The organism is Rhizobacter sp. AJA081-3 (genome assembly GCF_017795745.1).
In the GTDB taxonomy this organism is placed as follows: Bacteria; Pseudomonadota; Gammaproteobacteria; order Burkholderiales; family Burkholderiaceae_C; genus Piscinibacter.
Map to the genome: position 1 here is coordinate 3299587 of NZ_CP059067.1, position 18294 is coordinate 3317880.

22 protein-coding genes are annotated in these 18294 nt (G+C 70.6%); 11 read left to right on the plus strand and 11 right to left on the minus strand.

Annotated elements, in window-relative coordinates:
• Window positions 1-60: 60 nt before the first annotated feature.
• Window positions 61-882, minus strand: a complete 822-nt coding sequence (locus HZ992_RS15885) for a substrate-binding periplasmic protein (protein WP_245213062.1) — start codon at window positions 880-882, stop codon at window positions 61-63.
• Window positions 879-1361 (minus strand): cytochrome c-550 PedF, encoded by a 483-nt coding sequence (gene pedF / locus HZ992_RS15890; protein WP_209382809.1) that lies wholly within the window; start codon window positions 1359-1361, stop codon window positions 879-881. Before pedF ends, HZ992_RS15885 begins: the two co-directional genes overlap by 4 nt.
• A 223-nt stretch (window positions 1362-1584) precedes the next feature.
• On the opposite strand from pedF, the gene HZ992_RS15895 reads away from it, so the two are divergent.
• Complete coding sequence (locus tag HZ992_RS15895; RefSeq protein ID WP_209382810.1) at window positions 1585-3690, plus strand: sigma-54-dependent Fis family transcriptional regulator; 2106 nt, start codon at window positions 1585-1587, stop codon at window positions 3688-3690.
• A gap of 116 nt (window positions 3691-3806) precedes the next feature.
• Here the strand turns inward: HZ992_RS15895 and HZ992_RS15900 are convergent, their stop codons facing one another.
• Complete coding sequence (locus HZ992_RS15900) at window positions 3807-4688, minus strand: MBL fold metallo-hydrolase (protein WP_209382811.1); 882 nt, start codon at window positions 4686-4688, stop codon at window positions 3807-3809.
• Window positions 4689-4956: 268 nt separating this feature from the next.
• On the opposite strand from HZ992_RS15900, the gene HZ992_RS15905 reads away from it, so the two are divergent.
• The 7 genes from HZ992_RS15905 (at window position 4957) to HZ992_RS15935 (ending at window position 10148) form a co-directional block, all read left to right on the plus strand.
• On the plus strand, window positions 4957-5775 hold the full coding sequence (locus tag HZ992_RS15905; protein WP_209382812.1) for an MBL fold metallo-hydrolase: 819 nt from the start codon (window positions 4957-4959) through the stop codon (window positions 5773-5775).
• Window positions 5772-6452 (plus strand): hypothetical protein, encoded by a 681-nt coding sequence (locus HZ992_RS15910; protein WP_209382813.1) that lies wholly within the window; start codon window positions 5772-5774, stop codon window positions 6450-6452. Before HZ992_RS15905 ends, HZ992_RS15910 begins: the two co-directional genes overlap by 4 nt.
• Window positions 6453-6455: 3 nt before the next feature.
• Window positions 6456-7061, plus strand: coding sequence for a hypothetical protein (locus tag HZ992_RS15915; RefSeq protein WP_209382814.1), 606 nt, complete (start codon window positions 6456-6458; stop codon window positions 7059-7061).
• A complete protein-coding gene (locus HZ992_RS15920) occupies window positions 7058-7552 on the plus strand; it encodes a hypothetical protein (protein ID WP_209382815.1) in 495 nt (164 codons plus the stop codon). Before HZ992_RS15915 ends, HZ992_RS15920 begins: the two co-directional genes overlap by 4 nt.
• The gene (locus tag HZ992_RS15925; protein ID WP_209382816.1) at window positions 7549-8244 is read left to right on the plus strand and encodes a hypothetical protein; all 696 of its coding nucleotides are present in this window, start codon (window positions 7549-7551) and stop codon (window positions 8242-8244) included. The genes HZ992_RS15920 and HZ992_RS15925 overlap by 4 nt, the downstream gene beginning before the upstream one ends.
• Window positions 8245-8254: 10 nt before the next feature.
• A complete protein-coding gene (locus HZ992_RS15930) occupies window positions 8255-9481 on the plus strand; it encodes a CaiB/BaiF CoA transferase family protein (protein WP_371816739.1) in 1227 nt (408 codons plus the stop codon).
• A 76-nt stretch (window positions 9482-9557) separates the two neighbouring features.
• Window positions 9558-10148 carry a lysophospholipid acyltransferase family protein gene (locus HZ992_RS15935; protein WP_209382817.1) on the plus strand — a complete coding sequence of 197 codons (591 nt, stop codon included), beginning with the start codon at window positions 9558-9560 and terminating at the stop codon, window positions 10146-10148.
• Between the two features lie 16 nt (window positions 10149-10164).
• Here the strand turns inward: HZ992_RS15935 and HZ992_RS15940 are convergent, their stop codons facing one another.
• The 3 genes from HZ992_RS15940 to HZ992_RS15950 all read right to left on the minus strand — a co-directional run bounded on the left by HZ992_RS15940 (window position 10165) and on the right by HZ992_RS15950 (window position 12715).
• Complete coding sequence (locus tag HZ992_RS15940; protein WP_209382818.1) at window positions 10165-10959, minus strand: Crp/Fnr family transcriptional regulator; 795 nt, start codon at window positions 10957-10959, stop codon at window positions 10165-10167.
• 144 nt (window positions 10960-11103) lie between these two features.
• The gene (locus HZ992_RS15945) at window positions 11104-12033 is read right to left on the minus strand and encodes a YihY/virulence factor BrkB family protein (protein ID WP_209382819.1); all 930 of its coding nucleotides are present in this window, start codon (window positions 12031-12033) and stop codon (window positions 11104-11106) included.
• 4 nt (window positions 12034-12037) lie between these two features.
• Window positions 12038-12715 carry a type 1 glutamine amidotransferase domain-containing protein gene (locus HZ992_RS15950; protein ID WP_245213063.1) on the minus strand — a complete coding sequence of 226 codons (678 nt, stop codon included), beginning with the start codon at window positions 12713-12715 and terminating at the stop codon, window positions 12038-12040.
• A gap of 267 nt (window positions 12716-12982) precedes the next feature.
• On the opposite strand from HZ992_RS15950, the gene HZ992_RS15955 reads away from it, so the two are divergent.
• On the plus strand, window positions 12983-13276 hold the full coding sequence (locus tag HZ992_RS15955) for a hypothetical protein (protein ID WP_209382820.1): 294 nt from the start codon (window positions 12983-12985) through the stop codon (window positions 13274-13276).
• Between the two features lie 37 nt (window positions 13277-13313).
• Entirely contained in the window at window positions 13314-14033 is a 720-nt protein-coding gene (locus tag HZ992_RS15960; protein WP_209382821.1) for a hypothetical protein, read from the plus strand.
• A 3-nt stretch (window positions 14034-14036) separates the two neighbouring features.
• On the opposite strand, the gene HZ992_RS15965 is transcribed toward HZ992_RS15960, so the two are convergent.
• Genes HZ992_RS15965 through HZ992_RS15985 form a run of 5 tightly spaced genes read right to left on the minus strand, consistent with a single transcriptional unit; the run spans window position 14037 to window position 17147 of the window.
• Window positions 14037-15020 (minus strand): sodium-dependent bicarbonate transport family permease, encoded by a 984-nt coding sequence (locus HZ992_RS15965; protein ID WP_209382822.1) that lies wholly within the window; start codon window positions 15018-15020, stop codon window positions 14037-14039.
• Between the two features lie 25 nt (window positions 15021-15045).
• Window positions 15046-15654, minus strand: a complete 609-nt coding sequence (locus HZ992_RS15970) for an exopolysaccharide biosynthesis protein (RefSeq protein WP_209382823.1) — start codon at window positions 15652-15654, stop codon at window positions 15046-15048.
• Window positions 15651-16058: a TerB family tellurite resistance protein gene (locus HZ992_RS15975; RefSeq protein ID WP_209382824.1), complete on the minus strand. Its 408-nt coding sequence runs from the start codon at window positions 16056-16058 to the stop codon at window positions 15651-15653. The genes HZ992_RS15970 and HZ992_RS15975 overlap by 4 nt, the downstream gene beginning before the upstream one ends.
• A 31-nt stretch (window positions 16059-16089) precedes the next feature.
• Window positions 16090-16785: a Bax inhibitor-1/YccA family protein gene (locus HZ992_RS15980; RefSeq protein WP_209382825.1), complete on the minus strand. Its 696-nt coding sequence runs from the start codon at window positions 16783-16785 to the stop codon at window positions 16090-16092.
• A gap of 20 nt (window positions 16786-16805) precedes the next feature.
• Entirely contained in the window at window positions 16806-17147 is a 342-nt protein-coding gene (locus HZ992_RS15985) for an HPF/RaiA family ribosome-associated protein (protein WP_209382826.1), read from the minus strand.
• 100 nt (window positions 17148-17247) lie between these two features.
• Here HZ992_RS15985 and HZ992_RS15990 point away from each other — a divergent pair, with 100 nt between their 5' ends.
• Entirely contained in the window at window positions 17248-18162 is a 915-nt protein-coding gene (locus tag HZ992_RS15990; RefSeq protein ID WP_209382827.1) for a LysR family transcriptional regulator, read from the plus strand.
• Window positions 18163-18294 lie beyond the last annotated feature (132 nt).

Consider the following 18294-nt stretch of genomic DNA (forward strand, 5'->3'; position numbering starts at 1 on the left):
ACCATCTGGGACAAACCCTAGGGTTTGCTCCAGCGCGTCACAACGCCGGCTGGCGATGCGTCAAACGGGGCGCCAGGCCACGTTGGCGCGGGCGAACATCGAGGCCAGGCGTCCGTTCGAGGCCAACTGGTCCACGGCAGACTGCAGCGCCTGGGCGAGCTCGGTGGCGTCCTTCTTGACCGCCATGCCCACCGCCCAGCCCTCGCGCGGTGCACGCGGCGACGGCAGGGCCTCGATGGCGAACCTCGCGTCGCCGCGCAGCACCGACTGCAGCTCCGACATCAGGCCGGCGGCCACCGGCACCTCGCCGCGCTTGAGGGCCTGTGCGGCCTCGACGCCGTCCTTCCACTGCGTGCGCAGCTGCTCACGCAGCACGCCGCCTTCGGCACCGATGAGCAGCCAACCGGCCAGCGACTGCCCCGGCACCGCGATCGCCTTGCCGGCGAGCTGGCCGAGCGACTCGATCGCCGGCACCTGCTCGACGCTGCGCGCCACTGCCACACGCTCGCGCCAGTAGGGCGCGAAGATGCTGACCTGAGGGTTGGCGCTCATCAGCGGCCGATCCACCGGCACGTGCAGCAGCACGTCGGCGGGGCCGTAGCCGAGGTAGTGGCCCTTCCAGACCATGTTGCGCAGGTCGTCGTTCATGTTGTCGTCGGCCGGGAACGGCAGCGCGGACAGCTTCACGCCCAGCGCGTCGGCCAGCGCCTGCGCGAGTTCGGCGTCGATGCCCGCGCCATCGGCATGGAAGGGCGCCATGTCCTTGTAGAGGCCGACCACCAGGGTGCCGCGTGACTTCACCTTGTCCAGCGGCGTGGCCGAGAGAAGACCGGGCAGCGCCGCCAGCGCGCCGGCGCCCAGAACCGCACGCCGCGAGATCACAGCGGCTTCTCGCGGCGCGTTTCCAGGTAGGCCTTGATCGACCACATCGCCTCCTGGTTCATCATGCCTTCGAACGGCGGCATGTAGACCGCGCCGTTGCGCGTGCGGCCACGGCGCACGGTGGTGACGAAGAACTCGTCGATCTCCTTCACGCAGGCGGCCTTCTTCTTGTCGTCCTTCAGGGTGGCGCACTCGCCGTCGAGCTTGCGCAGGTCGGGGGCGATGCCGCCGGAGATGGCTTCCAGCCCGTGGCAGCGGGCGCAGTTCTGGTTGTACGCCGAGGTGCCCACCTTCACCGCCGCGTCGTTCTTGCGGAACGGGTTTTCGCCGCGCCACTCGTCGCCGAGCTTGGGCAGGCTGGAGGTGTCCACCGCCTGTGGCGTGACGTCGCCATGCGCCCACGCCGGTGCGTGGATCGCGGCACCGAGCAGGCAGGCGGCGGCGAGTGCGAGTCGATGGCGGGAGCGGCTGGTACGCATGGGATGTCTCCTTGGGTTTCGGTTTGAACTATCCTCGGCGTCTGCAAACGCTGTGCCATGAGCCGGTGTTTCAAACGCGAACAGTGGCCACGCCGGCAACCACGCTGGCCCGGATGGACAAGCCGGCCCGCTTGCCCGACAGTCGCGACCATCACGAGCCCGAGCACGGGCCGCACACCCGACGGAGACGCCCTGCCCGAACGCAGGCGATGGAACGGCAGTCATGTCCACGAGCCGAAATTCGAGCAGCCGCAGCTGGAGCAGCGTCGACGCGTCGCCGGCCGCCGCCTCGCGCCAGGACGGTCGTGTCGACCTGATCCAGCAGTCGCACGAACGCTGCGCGGCGCTGGGCCTGACACGCATCGAGCGACCCGACTACGAGCCGCTGATGCGCAGCGACCTGAGCGTCGCGCGCGAGCGCAACCAGCGCCTGTTCGCGCATGCCGCACCAGTGATGGAGATGCTCTACGAGCAGATCGTCAACACCGAGAGCATGCTGGTGCTGACCGACGCGCAGGGCACCATCCTGCACTCGATCGGCGACAACGACTTCCTCGAGCGCGCCGGCAAGGTGGCGCTGCAGCCCGGCGTGAACTGGGCCGAGCACAGCAAGGGCACCAACGCCATCGGCACCGCGCTGTTCGAGGAACGGCCGACGCTCGTGCATGCCGACGAGCACTTCATGCACGCCAACAACTTCCTGACCTGCTCGGCCGCGCCGATCTTCGACCCGCGCGGCAACATGCTCGGCGTGCTCGACGTGTCGGGCGACCAGCGCAGCTACCACCAGCACACGATGGGCCTGGTGCGCATGTCGGCGCGCATGATCGAGAACCACTGGCTCTCCGACGACTACAGCAACCGGCTGCGCCTGCACTTCCACAGCCGCGTCGAGTTCATCGGCACGCTGCTCGAAGGCATCGTCGTCGTCGGCGCCGACGGCAAGATCCTCGGCGCCAACCGCAGCGCGCTCGACCAGCTCGCCATGACCGGCATCTCGCTGCGCGGCCACACGCTGACCACGCTGTTCGGCACCACGGTGGCGGCCGTGCACGACCACTTCCGCATGCCGCTGCCCGTGCCGATGAAGCTCAGCCTGCCCAACGGGCTGCACTTCCACGTCAGCGCGCGCATCGACTGGTCGACGCGGCGCGTGTTCGGCGGCCTGCCCGTGGGTTTCGACGATGGCGGCGGCGACGTGCCGCCGCGCAGCACCGAAGCAGCGGCCGCCCCGCGCGCCGAGCCGGCGGCCAAGCCGCCGAGCGGCCTGCGCTACCTGCAGACCGGCGACGCGCATGTCGAGACGGTGGTGCAGAAGGTGCATCGCATCCTCAACCGCGACATCCCTCTGCTCATCCTCGGCGAGACCGGTACCGGCAAGGAGTTGCTCGCGCGCGCCGTGCACCAGGATTCGAACCGCGCCAAGCAGCCTTTCGTGGCGGTGAACTGCGCGTCGATCCCGGAGTCGCTGATCGAGGCCGAGCTGTTCGGCTACGACGAAGGCGCCTTCACCGGCGCTCGGCGCAAGGGCGCGGTGGGCCGCATCGTGCAGGCCAACGGCGGCACCCTGTTCCTCGACGAGATCGGCGACATGCCGCTGTCGCTGCAGGCGCGGCTGCTGCGCGTGCTGCAGGAGCGCTGCGTGACGCCGCTGGGCAGCCACAAGACCATCGCGGTGGACATCGCGGTGATCGGCGCCACTCACCGCAACCTGCGCGAGATGATCGAGCGGCAGCAGTTCCGCGAAGACCTGTACTACCGCCTCAACGGCCTGGTGCTGCGCCTGCCCTCGCTGCGCGAGCGCACCGACCTCGCCGTCGTGGCGCACCGCATCCTGCAGTCGGAATGCCCGCAGGGCGCGCCCGAGATCAGCCCGGCGGTGATGGATCTGCTGCGCCGCTACCACTGGCCCGGCAACATCCGCCAGCTCGCCAACGTGCTGCGCACGGCGGCGGTGATGGCCACCGGTGAATCGACGATCACCGAGGCACACCTGTCGGACGACTTCCTCGAGGACGTGCGCCGCATGGCACCGGCGCAGACGCTGCAGCCGTCGCCACCTTCGGTGCCCGTGCTGCCCGCGCAGCCGGCCGCTTCGCGCCCCGCGCACGTCGCTGCCGCTCCCGCCGTGCCGGTGCCCGCCGCGCCGATCGAACCGGCCGCTGCGGCGCCAGCCCCCGCTGACATGCGCACCCTCGAGGAGGCCGAGATCGCGATGATCCGCGCCGCGCTCGATGCGGCGGGCGGCAACATCTCCGAAGCGTCCAAGCGCCTGGGCATCAGCCGCAACACCATCTACCGCAAGCTGCGCTGGAACAAGCCGGGCTGAGCCGCCGAAGCGAGGCGCCTCTGAAAGTGCGCAGTGCAGGCGGCTCAGCTCAGGCCGACGCTGGCCAGCTGCGCAGGGCCTTCGCTTTGGCCTGACGCCGGCCAGGGGTCACCGGCTCAGCGCCGGAATGAGGCGTTCTCCATCTCGCGCCACACGCGCTGGCGGTTCAGCGCGTCGATCTCGCCGTTGCCCAGCCGCTTGCCGAACATCGGCAGGGAGATCGCCTCGATGGCGATGTTTGCGTCGGCACCGTTGCGCACGCGCGCCCGCACCGCGGCGCGCAGCGACACCAGGTAGTCCATGTGGCTGTTGATGTCCTCGGTGGTGCCGGTGGGCCCCTGCTCGCCGAGCACGGTGATCGCCCCCTTGGCGATGCCGCGCAGCGCTCTCAGGCTGTCGAGCATCAGCGCCGATTCGGTGTCGCGCAGGTTGGGCACCGCGGCGGGCCACACCAGGCCCTGCGCGATGACGATCGGCCGCTCGCGAAGGCGCAGCACCAGCGTGCGCTCGCCCTTGGCGCGCGGCAGCGCCCACCACTGGAAGGGGCCGAGCTGGCCCTGCGACGCACCATCCGCGCCGAGCCGCTTGTCGGGCACCCGGATCGCGCTGTCGTCCAAGGCGCGCGCCAGCCCGCCGATGCGCTGCGCCAGCCGCGCCAGGCACTCGCGGCAGCGCGCGGCCATGGCGCGAGCCACGTCGTCCAGCGCCCACACGCGCGCGGCGGCGAAGGCGGTGTTGCCCATCGCCAGCTCGGGGTGGGCGCGGGTGTTGATGAGGTCCGTCACCTTGCGCCCCAGCGCCGCCTCGATGGCACAGGCGAGCGCCTCGCCACGTGCCGGCGTCGGGCCGCTGCCCACCAGCCAGAGGCGGTCGCGCTCCTGCACCAGCACCGACTCGGTCACCAGGCCGCCGTTGTCGGGCGTGGACTCGCCCTCGGCCGCCGCGACCCGCCAGACCTGTGGCGCCACCGGCTCGAGCGAGGGAAGCGGCAGGCCCATGCAGGCGGCCATCGACAGCCGGGCACTCAGCAGGAAGCACAGCGACAGCGTTGCGCCAACGACGCGTGCAGCACCGCGGGATTTCCCTGTGCCAGCGGCCCGCACGACTGCTCCCGCGTGGAACAGCGTGACACAGCGCAATGCACCGACCCACCTCGCCAGCCCAGGCCCACCGGGCTCGCGCGCAGACGCCGCCCGAGGCATGGCTCTTGCAACTTCGCACGCAGCGCTCGTGCGTGGCGTCGTGCAGCGAAATGAACCCAAGAACATGAAGATCCTCGTGCTCGGCTCGGCAGGCCGTGCGGCATGCCACCAGTGTGAACCCCGCGCCTCCGCGGCGCGACCCCTTGCGCAGCGGTCCGCCGGCGCGGCGGCGGTGGCCGGCGCCGAAGGCCGCTGGTTGCTGCTGAACTGCTCTACCGACACCTTACGCCATCCGCAGATCGAGTCGGCCATGGCCGCCGGCGCGATCGCCGGCGTGGTGCTGCTCGATGCGCAGTTCGAGCATGCCGCCGGCCTGCTGGCGCTCGGCCGCGCGCAGCCCTTGAACCTGTACGCCACGCCTGGCGTCTTCGAGGCGCTCACCCAGCGACTGTTGCCGCCCGGCCTGCTCGACGGCGGCTGCGCGGTGCGCTGGCACCTGCTGCCGGTGGCCGGCGATGTGCGCAGCAGCGAGTTCGGCGTCGAGGGCCTGGAATCCTTGCGCCTGATCGCCGTCGACGACGGCGGCTGGGCCGCGCCGCACACCTTGAACCGCCGCGACGCAGCCGTGGGCGACAGCATCGCGCTGCTGGTCGAGGACCGCTTGGCCGGCCAGCGCCTGGTCTATTCCCCCGGTGCGCACGGCGAGGCCGCGCTGCCGTGGATGGAAGGGGCCGATTGCCTGCTGGTCAACGGCTCGGTCTGCCCGCTGCATGCCGGGCCCGAGCCGATCGACACGGCCTGGGCCGCGCTGGGCGCACGCCGCACGGTGCTGATGCACCTGAACGACTGCGACCCGCGTCTGCAGGCCGACAGTGAAGCCCGGCGCGCCGCCGATGCCGCCGGCCTCGAACTCGCCTACGACGGAATGGAAATTGAGCTATGACTCACCCGAGCCTCGGTGCCGCGCCCCGCAACACGGCCGCCCTCGTCGAGCCGATCTGGCTCGAGTGGTTCGCGCTGGCCGGCATGCTGGCCTTCGCGGCGTGGTTGCTCGGCGGGCGCGGCGTCTGGGCGCTGCTGCTCAGCTCCGATCCGACGGGCCTCACGCTGGTCATCATCGTCGTCTTCTTCGCCTCGACGATCTGGTGCGGCGCACGCTCGCGCGAACTGCAGCAGCAGCGGCGCTGGCTGGAGCGCGATCGCGTCGGCGGCGCCTTGGGTGAGCCCGGCTGGGCCGCCGAGTACTGGGCCGCGCTGCGCAGCGCGCCGCGCGACGCGGGCGCGCCGCTGGACCTGCTGCTCGAGCGCACGCACGGCCCGCACCACACCGCCTGGTGGGTCAACGGCATCCAGCTCAAGCTGGGGTTGCTGGGCAAGGTGATCGGCTTCTCGATCCTGGCCATCCAGATCGGCCAGATCCAGAGCTTCGATGCCTCGCAGTCGCAGGACCTGCTGCGCAGCCTGACCACCGGTCTCGGCGTGGCGCTGCTGACCACCATGGTCGGCCTGGTCGGCAACATCCTGCTCGGCCTGCAGCTCACGCGGCTGGACCGCTACGCCGACACGCTGGTGGCCGATGCGCAGCGGCACGGCCTGACCTTGCGCGACTCGGAGCGCTGAGCCATGCGACGCCGGCGGTTTTCGCGCGAGGCCGAGGTCGACCCGTTCTACGACATGTTGTTCAACATGCTGATCGCCTTCGTCTTCTGCTTCATCATCGCGCTGCTGGCGATGAACCCGAAGGCGCTGAAGGCGGGCGACATCCCCTCCAAGGCCGAATACATCATCAACGTGTCGTGGCCGGACATGAACCCCAACGACATCGACACCTGGGTTCAGGATCCGGCGGCCAACCTGGTGTGGTTCCGCGCCCGCGAGGCCGGGCTGATGCACCTGGACCGAGACGACCGCGGTCTCACCAACGACGTCATCGTCATCAACGGCAAGCAGGTCACCAACCCGCTGAACACCGAGGTGGTGACGATCCGCGGCATCGAGCCGGGCGAGTTCACCGTCAACGTGCACTACTACGACGCGAAGGACGGCCAACCCGTCGAGGTGACCGTCTCGGTGATCAAGGTGAACCCGCGAGCCGAGGTCGTCTTCTACGGCACGGTGTCGCTCGCCCGCAAGGGCGACGAGGCCACCGCCGCGCGCTTCACCGTGCTGCCCGACGGCACGGTGACCAACGTCAACACGCTCCCCAAGACCCTGGTGCAACGCCTATGACGACTGCCGTCGTGCTGAGTTTCGCCGCCCTCGCGCTGCTGTGCGTGCTGGCGCTGCTGTGGTCGCGCTGGCCGATCTGGCTGCGCGCGCTGCTGGTGGCGGGCGTCACCGGCTTCTACTTCTACGCCGACGACCAGGTGCACGGCATGTGGGGCTGGCCGAGTGCCGACGCGCTGCCCGAGCGCTTCGTGCTGCTCGCCGCGGTGATCGAGGAGCCCTCCTCCAAGACGAAGGGCGCGCTGTACGTGTGGGTCAACGCGCTGGAGAACGGCAAGCCCTCGGCGCAGCCGCGCGCCTACCGGCTGCCCTACGCGAAGGACCTGCACGCCCTGCTCAACGAAGGCATGAAGAAGGTGCGCCAGGGCGTCAGCCAGATGGGCAGCGCCGAGCCGAAGACCGGGCCGAAGGGCTTCTCGTGGCTGCGCCCGGGCAGTGACGAGCAGAACGTGAAGATCCGCGACCTGCCCGTGCCGCAGCTGCCCGAGAAATGACACGCCGCTTGCTGCTCGCTCTCGTGTCGGCGCTCGCGGCCTGCAGCGCGCCGCAGGACGATTCGCTGTTCCCCCTCGCCAAGGGCCACCGCTGGGCCTACGACATCACCACCGAGTGGGAGAACCACATCGTCGAGCACGAGCCGCGCGTGATCGAGACGCTGGGCGACGTCACGCTCGACTCCGGCCGTGCGTGGCGGCGGCGCAGCGACTCGGGCATCGAGTACTGGCTGCGCAGCGATGCCGCGGGCATCTACCGCGTCGCCAGCAAGAGCGAGCTCGACGAGGCGCCACTGCCCGACAAGGAGCCGCGCTTCGTGCTGAAGGCGCCCATCGCGGTGGGCACCACCTGGCGCGCCAGCACCACCGCCTACCTGCTTCGGCGGCGCCAGGAGTTCCCGCCCGAGATCCGCCACAGCCACCCGGCGGTGCCGATGAACTACGCCATCGAGGCGGTGGGCGAGAAGCTGGCCACGCGCGCAGGCAGCTTCGAGAACTGCGTGCGCGTGAAGGGCGTGGCCGCGCTGCGACTGTTCGCCGACCCGGTGGTCGGCTGGAAGGACATGGCGCTGACCACCACCGAGTGGTATTGCCCCGGCGTGGGCCTGGCGAAGCTGCTGCGCGAGGAGCCGGCGGAGTCGACCTTCCTGACCGGCGGAAAGCTGACAATGGAGCTCGTCGAATACCAGTGACGGCTCCCGAGTGACCGAGAACAGACTTCCCCTGCAGGGCATCCGCGTCGTCGAGTTCACCCACATGGTGATGGGCCCGACCTGCGGGATGATCCTCGCCGACCTGGGTGCCGAGGTGATCAAGGTCGAGCCGCTGGCCGGCGACTCCACGCGCCGCCTGCTCGGCTCGGGCTCGGGCTTCTTCCCGATGTTCAACCGCAACAAGAAGAGCCTGGCGGTCGACGCGAAGGACCCGCGCGGCCGCGAGATCGTGCTCAAGCTGATCGCCGGCGCCGACGTGTTCAGCGAGAACTTCAAGGCCGGCACGATGGCCGCGCTCGGCCTCGGCACCGACGCGCTGCAGCGCCTGAACCCGCGCCTCGTGCATGTCTCGCACAAGGGTTTCCTGCCTGGCCCCTACGAGCAGCGCACCGCGCTGGACGAGGTGGTGCAGATGATGGGCGGCCTGGCCTACATGACCGGCCCCGAGGGTCGGCCGCTGCGCGCCGGTACCAGCGTGAACGACATCATGGGCGGCATGTTCGGCGCCATCGGCGCGCTGGCCGCGCTGCTGCAGCGCCAGCACACCGGCCGCGGCCAGACGGTGCAGAGCGCCCTGTTCGAGAACAACGTGTTCCTCATGGCGCAGCACATGATGCAGTTCGCCGTGACGGGGCGGCCCGCTGCGCCCATGCCCAGCCGCATCAGCGCCTGGGCGGTGTACGACGTGTTCACGGTGAAGGACGGCGCGCAGATCTTCCTCGCCGCGGTGAGCGACACGCAGTGGGCGGCGATGTGCCGCGCCTTCGGCTTCGCCGACCTGCTCTCCGATGTGCGGCTGGCCGGCAACAACGACCGCGTGCGCGAGCGCGACTGGCTGCTGCCGGCATTGCGCGAGCGTTTCGCGCCCTTCGACGCGGCCGAACTCGCGGCGCGCTTCGAGGCGAACGGCCTGCCCTACGCGCCCATCACGCAGCCGCAGGAGCTGTTCGACGACCCGCACCTCGCGGCCACCGGCGGCCTGGCGCCGCTGCATGTGCCGGCCGACGCCAGCGCGGCCGGCCGCGCGTTCGACACGCGGGCACCGCTGCTGCCGCTGACGATGGACGGGCAACGGCTGGCCGTGCGCGACGGGCCGCCCGCGCTGGGAGAGGACACCCGGTCCGTGCTGCGCGAGCTGGGTTACGCGCAGGCAGACATCGTCGCGCTGGCCCAGGCCGGCGTGGTCTGTGGCCCGGACGAATCCACCGCCGCCTGACGTCGCGCAAATCGCCTCGCCTGCGGCGCCTCGACAGGGCCGCACAATGCGGCACCCGCCGGCTCCTGCGCAGTCCATGCACCGTACTCTTTTCAGCACCCCGGTGGTCAACACCGTCCTGCGCGCCTTGTCGCTCGCCTTCCTGAAGCTTGCCGGCTGGAAGGTCGAAGGCGCCCTGCCCGCGAGCGCGCGCAAGTCGGTGCTCATCGCCGCGCCGCACACCAGCAACTGGGACCTGCCCTACACGCTGATGGTCGGCTTCGCGCTGCACCTGAACCTTTACTGGATGGGCAAGGCCAGCCTGTTCGGCCCGCCCTTCGGCCCGCTGATGCGCTGGCTGGGCGGCATCGCCGTGGACCGCTCGAAGAGCAACAACCTCGTCGCCGCCTCGGCGCAAGCGCTGCGCGAAGCCGACGGCCCGCTGCAGCTCGTGGTGCCGCCCGAAGGCACGCGCGGCCGCACGCGGCAGTGGAAGACCGGCTTCTACTTCATCGCGCTGGAAGCGAAGGTGCCGATCGTGCTGGCCTACATGGATTACCAGCGCAAGGTCGCGGGCCTCGGCCCCTTGTTCACGCCCACCGGCGACGTCGAGCGCGACATGGAGGAGGTCAAGCGCTTCTATGCCGGCATCAAGGGCCGCAACGCGGACCAGTTCGACGCGCAGTGATGCGCGATCGCTCGCCTCAGGCCATCGCCAGCGCCGCGCGCAGCGGCATCGGCCGCATGGGCCGCGGCTCGGCCGCATGCAGCTCGACCGGGCGCGGCGCGGCCGCGGCCGACAGCCGGTCGTAGGCCTGCCGCACGACGGCATAACATTCGCAGCTGAGAGCCTCCAGACCGTGGCGGTCGAGCACCGAGACACGCCCGCGCCGGTAGTCGATCAGGCCCGCCTTGCGCAGCTTGAGCGCACCGCAGGTCACGCCTTCGCGGCGCACGCCCAGCAGGCCGGCGATGCGTTCGTGAGTCACGTGCAGATCCTGGCCCGGCTGGCGGTCGAGATGGAGCAGCAGCCAGCGGCACAGCTGCTGGTCGACATCGTGGTGCCGATGGCAGGCCGAAGTCTGGGTCATGTGCGTCAGCAGCGCCTGCGTGTAGCCGAGCAATTGCTGCGAGAGAGCCGGCGAGCGGTTCGCCTGGTCGGCGATCGCCTGTGCGCTCATGCGCAGGCCGTGGCCGGCGCGCTGCACGACGGCGCCGCTGTGCGAACTGCCCCCGCCCAGGAAGGCGCACACGCCGACCACCCCTTCGTTGCCGACCACCGCCACCTCGGCGGTGGCGCCGCTCTTCATCGAAGACACCAGCGAAACGACGGCCGTGACCGGGAAGTACACATGCCGCAGCACCTCGCCGGATTCGTAGAGCACCGCGCCTTGCGGGAGTTCGACCCACTCGAGGTGGAGCCGCAGTGCGTTCCAGTCGGCCGACGGCAGGCCGACCAGCAGTTGGTTCAGGTCTCGGGAACAAGCAGCGAAGGCCATGTCGGTGTACCGGTTGAGTGGCGAGGGGCAAGGCAGGACCGAGCGCAATGTAGGGCGCCACGCCGGCTTCCGATGTGTCGAAAGACGTAGCGTTCCGGGCCGGCGAGCCGTCGGTGCAGCGCACCGCGGATTCGGGCGCGAGCGTCAGGTTGACGGCGTCGTGAAGGGCCGTGCAGGTGCCTCTTTGTCATGCCCTTCGACGCGCTCGTACTCCGAGATCACCTGCGCCCCCAACAGCAACAGGGTCGCGCCCAGTTCCAGGCTCAGCAGCGCGGCGATGGCGGTGGTCAGCGAGCCGTAGACGGCGCTGATCTGCGACAGCGTCGAGAAGTACCAGACCAGCGCGTGGCGGGACAGCTCCCACAGCAGCGCGGCTGCCAACGCGCCGATCAGCGCATGCCGCAGCGACGGCCGGCCCACTGGCATGACCATGTACACGGCAGTGAGCACGAAGATCTCTCCGGCCAGCCCGAGCAGGTAGAGCAGCGCGCCGGACATGCCGGCGAGCGACCACTGGCGCCAGAAGGCTTCGACGCGGTTCTCGCCCATCGCCTGCAGGCTGCCCGCGACCAGGGTCGCCAGCAGCAGGCCCAGCCCGAGGCTGAGGATGAAGCAGTACGGGATGATCGCCGAGACCAGGAAGTGCCGCCGTCGCGCCACGACGCGGTGCAGGAAGATCACCGACATCGCGTTCTCCAGCACGGTGAAGGCGAGCGAACTGAAGAACAGCATGCTGATCGCCAGCACCCAGCCCATCACGTCTCGGTGCGTCACGAAGGCGGCCAGCTCGGCCACGATGGCCTTCGACTGCCCCGGCACCAGCCACTCGAGGTAGCGGCCGATGGTGCGCAGCAGCTCGGCCTGGTCGACCCAGTGCGACAGCACGATCACCGCGAGGATCAGCAGCGGCACGATGGACAGCAGCGCGTAGTACGCCACCGCGCCGGCCAGCAGCAGGCCCTGGTTGGCGCGGAAGCCGCGCAGCACCTGCAGCGCGAACGCGGCGGGATGCTGCAGCACCCAGGCAGCCGCGCCTCCTGGTCGCCAACGGGCGCCGGCCAGCCTCACGGCCATCGTCTCAGGAGAGCAGCTTCAGCAGTGCCGCCGCCGCCGGAGCCGACGATGCCGGGTTCTGCCCGGTGACGAGCCGGCCGTCGACGACCACGTGCGGCTGCCAGTCGTCGAGCTTGGAGTAGTCGCCACCCTGCGCGCGCAACATGTCTTCCACGCGGAAGGGCACGACGTCGGTGAGGCCGGCGGCCTGCTCCTCGCTGTTCGTGAAGCCCGTGACCTTGCTGCCCTTCACCACCGAGCTGCCATCGCGCCGCTTGGCGTGACGCAGCACCGCGGGCGCGTGGCAGACGGCGGCCACCGGCTTGCCGGCATCGAGCATGGCTTCGATCAGCGCGATCGAGGTGCTGTCTTCGGCCAGGTCCCACAAGGGGCCGTGGCCGCCCGGGTAGAACACCGCGTCGAAGCCGGACTCGGCCACGTCGCCGAGCAGCCGCGTGTGCGCCAGCTCGGCCTGCGCGGCGTCGTCGTCCTTGAAGCGGCGCGTGGCCTCGGTCTGCGCCGCGGGGTCGTCGCTCTTCGGGTCCAGCGGGGGTTGCCCGCCGCGCGGCGAGGCCAGCGTGACCTGGGCTCCGGCATCCTTGAACAGGTAGTACGGTGCGGCGAACTCCTCCAGCCAGAAGCCGGTGGCCCGGCCGGTGTCGCCGAGTTGGGCGTGCGAGGTGAGAACCATGAGGATGTGCAAGCGGACTCCTTGAGAACGGCGGGCCGGCCGTTGCGAACGCGCGGCGCACAGGATGATCCGCGGCGGCAAGGTCGTTGACCGTTCGCTGGCGCACACAGACGAGCCCCGCTGGCCACGCGCGCCTGGCCCGGCCGCTTGCAAAGCATTACAGGCCGCACCCGCTGGAGGTTCGCGCGCGCACAGACGCTGCGCCGGGTCGATGCCTACCCTGCAGCACGCATCGCCTGAACGGTGTGACCTGTTCAACACCACTTACGGAGTAGACCCATGAAAGCATCCAAGTACATCCTCTCGGCCACCGCCGCCCTGGCCGTGGTCGGCACGATCAGCCTCGCCTACGCGCAGACCACGACACCGGCCGACAACGCCACCACCGTCACGCCGCCGCTCACGTCGACCTCGCCGGCCCAGCCGACGCAGCCGACCTCGCCGGCGATGCCGATGCAGCCGGTGACCCCGGCCGCGACAGTCGACGCACCGGCCTCGGGCAGCACCGCGCCGATGCCGTCCAGCGACATGCCGGCGGCCACCGAGCGCCCGGCCCAGACCGACCGCAACTGATCGGGCAGCCCCGTCAGGCCGCCGACAGCCGACTGCGATGAACCGTGCCGTGATCCGGGACGAGTTGTGTCGCGGGCTGCTCGGCGGCTTGGCGCTGCTGGCCCTGACGCTGCCGCCGGCGGGTGCCTACCGCCCGGACGCTGCGAGCGTCAGCCCCGCCGCGCATCGGACCGGCGCGCTTCGGCGCGCCGACTTCGGGCGCGTGGCGCCGGGGCCCGAGGCCCGCGAGCTGGCCGACTGGATCGCCGCTTCGAACGACAACGCAGGCGCGGCCTTCGCCATCGTCGACAAGCGGGAGGCGACGGTGTTCGTGTTCGACGCGCAGGCGCGCCATCGCGGCAGCAGCCCGGCGCTGCTGGGTTCGGCACGCGGCGACGACACCGTCGAGGGCATCGGCACCCGGCCGATCGCGTTGGTGCGGCCCGAAGAGCGCACCACGCCGGCCGGCCGCTTCGTCGCCGAGCGCGGCCGCAACGCCCGCGGCGAAGACGTCGTCTGGGTGGACTACGACGCCGCGGTGTCGATGCACCGCGTGCTGACGACAGACCCGTCCGAGCGCCGTCTGCAGCGGCTGGCCTCGCCGTCCGCCGACGACAGGCGCATCTCCTATGGCTGCATCAACCTGCCCGTGGCCTTCTACGAGGCGCATGTGCGCCCGGCCTTCGCGCAACCGGGTGGCGTGATCTACGTGATGCCCGAATCACGGCCGATCCGGCAGGTGTTCGGCTCCTACGACGTAGGCGCGGCGCCTCGCTGAAGCTCAAGACAGAACGCGCTGCGCCACGCCCACGTACAGCGGGATGCCCAGCAGGATGTTGAACGGGAAGGTCAGCCCGAGCGACATGCCGACGTACAGCGAGGGGTTGGCCTCCGGGATCGCCACGCGCACCACCGCCGGCACGGCGATGTAGGACGCGCTGGCCGCCAGCACCATCAGCAGCGCGCCGTTGCCCGGCGGCAGGCCCAGCGCCGCGGCCAGCCCCAGCGCCAGCGTGGCGTGCACCAGCGGCCCGAGCAGGGCGTACGCGAGCAGCCACGGCGACTTGCCGCGCAGGTCGCCCATGTGGCGCGCGGCGAGCAGGCCCATGTCGAGCAGGAAGAAGGCGAGCATGCCCTTGAACAGATCGCTGGCGAACGGCTTCATCGCCGCCTGCCCGGCCTCGCCGGTGATGATGCCCACAGCCATCGCGCCGAGCAGCAGCAACTGCGCCCCATCGGTGAACGACTCGTGAAGGATGTGGCGCAACGAGGGCGCGGGATGCGCTGCGTCGGGCGCCAGTCCGGCAGCGCGTCGTTCGCGCTGGCGCACCATGTTCGCCAGCAGCACGGCCATCACGATGGCGGGCGACTCCATCAGCGCCATCGCCGCGGCCATGTGCCCGCCATAGGCCACGGCGTGGGTGTCGAGGTACTGCACTGCGGTGATGAAGGTCACCGCGCTGACCGAGCCGTAGGTGGCCGCGATCGCCGCGGCGTCGAAGCCGTTCAGGAAGCGGCGCAGCAGCCCGTAGCCGAGCGCCGGCACCACCACGGCCAGGCCGAGCGCGGCGAGCAGGCTGACGCTGACCTGAGCCGTCAGGCCCGAAGCGGCCAACGCGAAGCCGCCTTTCAGGCCCAGCGCCATCAGCAGGTACAGCGACAGGAATCGCGCGATGGGCGGCGGGATCTCCAGGTTGGAGCGCAGCCCGCCCGCCAGCAGGCCGAACACGAAGAACAGGATTGCCGGGTCGAGGAAGGGGCTCATCGGCACCGCAGGCGCCGGGCCGGCGTCATGCGGCGAGCCACGCCGTCAGTCCCTCGCCGCCCCAGTGCCAGGCGGCCAGCCCCAGGCCCGCGGTGAACGCGAGCGCGAGCACCCCGAACACGGCGCCCAGCACCACCGCCACGCCGTCGCGGAACACCATGCCCAGGCCGATCGCGGTGAGCGCCAGCGCCGGCAGCACGTTGCCGAACGGGATCGGCAGCACGATGAGCACGGCCATCGCGCCCACGCCGCTCGCGAGCCAGCGGCAACTGCCGGTTCGCACGAGGTGGGTGAGCCGCTCCCGCGAACAGCGTGAAGCAAAGGCATAGAAGCCGGCCATCAGTCCGAGCACGCGCTGAGCCCCCTGGCGCGGCAAGGCCATGTCCGCAACGCGCGGCGGCAGGCACACCAGCTCGTGGCCGCGCCACATGGCCAGTGCCACGGCGACCAGGCCCAGGCCGAGCAGCGTGCCCACGCCAGCCACCGGCAGCAGGCAGGGTGCGGCCATCAGCACCAGCAAGGTGCCCTGCGCGGCCGGGCCGTGCGCCGCTGCCATCTCGGCCAGCGAGACACGGTCGGACTGCAGTTCGGCGGCGGCGGCGCGCAGGCGCTCGTGCAGCGGCGGCGCCGTCATGCGGCTTGGAACATCTCGCGGTGCAAGCCCCAGTGCTCCACGGCCGCGCCCAGCACGATCGTCTCGCCCTCGGCGACGTGGTCGTCGGCCTGCACGATCTTCAGGCACAGCTGCAGCACCTTCAGGCGCAGCGCCGGGTCGTCCACCTCGGCCATCAGCTGCGCCAGGGTGCGCGGGTCGACGCGGCAGGCGTCGCTCCAGGTCAGGTGCGCGCTGTGCAGCAGGTCTTCGCAGAAGGCGTGCAGCACCGACTGCAGGGTCTCGCGGTCCAGACCGAGCTGATCGTGTGCGCCCTGGCGCTCGAGCACGTCGAGCTCGGACTTGGCGAGGTGGCCGTCGGCCAGCATCGTCAAGGCGACGATGCGGGCCGCGGCCTGCGGGCTGTTGGTCGGGTAGCTGCGCATGGGGTCACTCCTGCTTTGGCTGCGATCGGGTTCACTCGTCCGAGCCGCCGAAGCCGAACAGGCTCAGCAGGCTGGTGAACAGGTTGAGGATCGACACGTACAGGCCCACGGTGGCCAGCACGTAGTTGGTTTCGCCGCCGTTGACGATGCGGCTGGTCTCGAACAGGATCAGCCCGGCCGACAGCAGGGCGACCATGGCCGACACCGCCAGGCCCAGCGCCGGCATCTGCAGGAACACCGCGGCCAGGCCGGCCAGCAGCGCGATCACCATGCCGGCGAACAGGAAGCCGCCCATGGCGCTGAAGTCGCGCCGCGTGCTCAGCACCCAGGCCGACAGGGCGAGGAACACCACGCCCGTGGCGCCGAGCGCCATCGTGATCACCTGCGCGCCGCCGGGCAGCGTCAGAACCTTCGACAGCAGCGGGCCGAGCGTCCAGCCCATGAAGCCGGTGAAGGCGAAGACGGCCGGCAGCGCCCAGCCGCTGTTCTTCAGCTTGTGCACGGCGAACAGCAGGCCGAACATGCCCACCAGCGAAATGAGCAAGCCCGGTGCCGGCAAGGCGAAGGCCACGGCGACCGCGGCCACGCCGGCGCTGAACAGCAGCGTCATGGCCAGCAGGGCGTAGGTGTTTCGCAGCACGCGCGCGGCCGCTAGCGGCGCCGCGGTACTCACCGCCGGCAAGCCGGTGCGTGCGTCGGCGCTCAGGGTGGAAGTGGTGTCGTTCATGGTCTCGGGTTCCTGTGGGTTCAAAGATCGGAAGCGATGGCGCGCGGTCGCGCCCGCCCATGCGCCTGGCCGCGGCGCAGCAGGCGCACCAGCACGCGTGCGGCGCGCGCCAGCGCGCTGTCGAGGGCGCTGCGCCAGTCGCGCGCCAGCGAAGTGATGACGACCGTGCCGCTGCCGTCGGTGCTCAGCTCGACCTGGCAGCGCTTGTCGACGCCGCCGCGCGGGCCGTTCACGTCGGACAGCTGCACCTTGGCACGCGGCACCAGCCAGGCCAGGCGGCGCATCACGAAGCGCGCGCGCTGCACGGCCAGCTCGCGCAGGCGCGCACCTTCCGGGTCGCGGGATTCGAAGACGACTTGCATCGCAGGACCTCCATCAGTTGAAGCGAGCACCGAAGATAGGGCCAGATGGGTTTCCGAAAAAGCAGACAATTCTTCAGCTTCACTTCTGCAAAAGCTGACGATGAGCCTGAGCTTCAACTACCGGCACCTGTACTACTTCTGGGTCGTGGCCAAGGAGGGCGGCATGGCGCGCGCCGCGGCGCGCCTGGGCATGGCGGTGCAGACGGTGAGCACGCAGGTGCGCGAGCTCGAGCGCTCGCTCGGCCATTCGCTGCTCAAGCCGGCCGGCCGCGGCCTGGTGCTCACCGAGGCGGGCCTGGCCGCGTTGCGCCAGGCCGACCAGATCTTCCAGCTCGGCGAGCAGCTGCCTGCCGAGGTGCGCGACGCCGCCACCACGCATGGCGTGCGGCTGGCCGTGGGCATCGCCGATGCCCTGCCCAAGCTGGTGGTGCGGCGGCTGCTGCAGCCGGTGATGCTGGAGCCGCACCTGCGCCTGGTGTGCCACGTCGACGAGTTCGAGGACATGCTGGCCGATCTGGCCCTGCACCGGCTCGACGTGGTGCTGGCCGACCGCGCCGCACCGGCGAACGCCAACCTCAAGCTCTACAGCCACTCGCTGGGCGCCTCGGGCCTGTCGTGGTACGCCGCGCCATCGCTGTACGCGTCGGCGCGGCGCGGATTCCCGCAGTCGCTGGCCCGCGTGCCTGTGCTGCTGCCGACCTCCCATGCCGCGGTGCGCAGCCGCATCGACCACTGGCTGGAACACGAAGGCATCCGCCCGACGGTGGCCGGCGAGTTCGAGGACAGCGCGCTGCTCAAGACCTTCGGCGCCAGCGGCATGGGCGTGTTTCCCGCCGTCGACCTCGTGCACGACGACCTGGTGCAGCGCTACGACGTGAAGCGCGTCGGCGCCTGCGAAGGTGTCGAGGAGCACTTCTTCGCCATCGGCACCGAGAAAAAGGTGCTGCACCCGCTGGTGCAGCGGTTGCTGCCGGCACAGAAAACCCTGAGGCCGCCGGCACGACAGACTGGGTGAATCGGCGCGACAAGTTGTCGCAACCCGAGTGCCGGCCCCGACAAGCTGTCGCAGCGTCGATCGTCCAGCGGTGTGCACGTCATTTCATAGGGGATCGCGCGTATCGGTTGACGCGGACCGCTCATGTCCAAT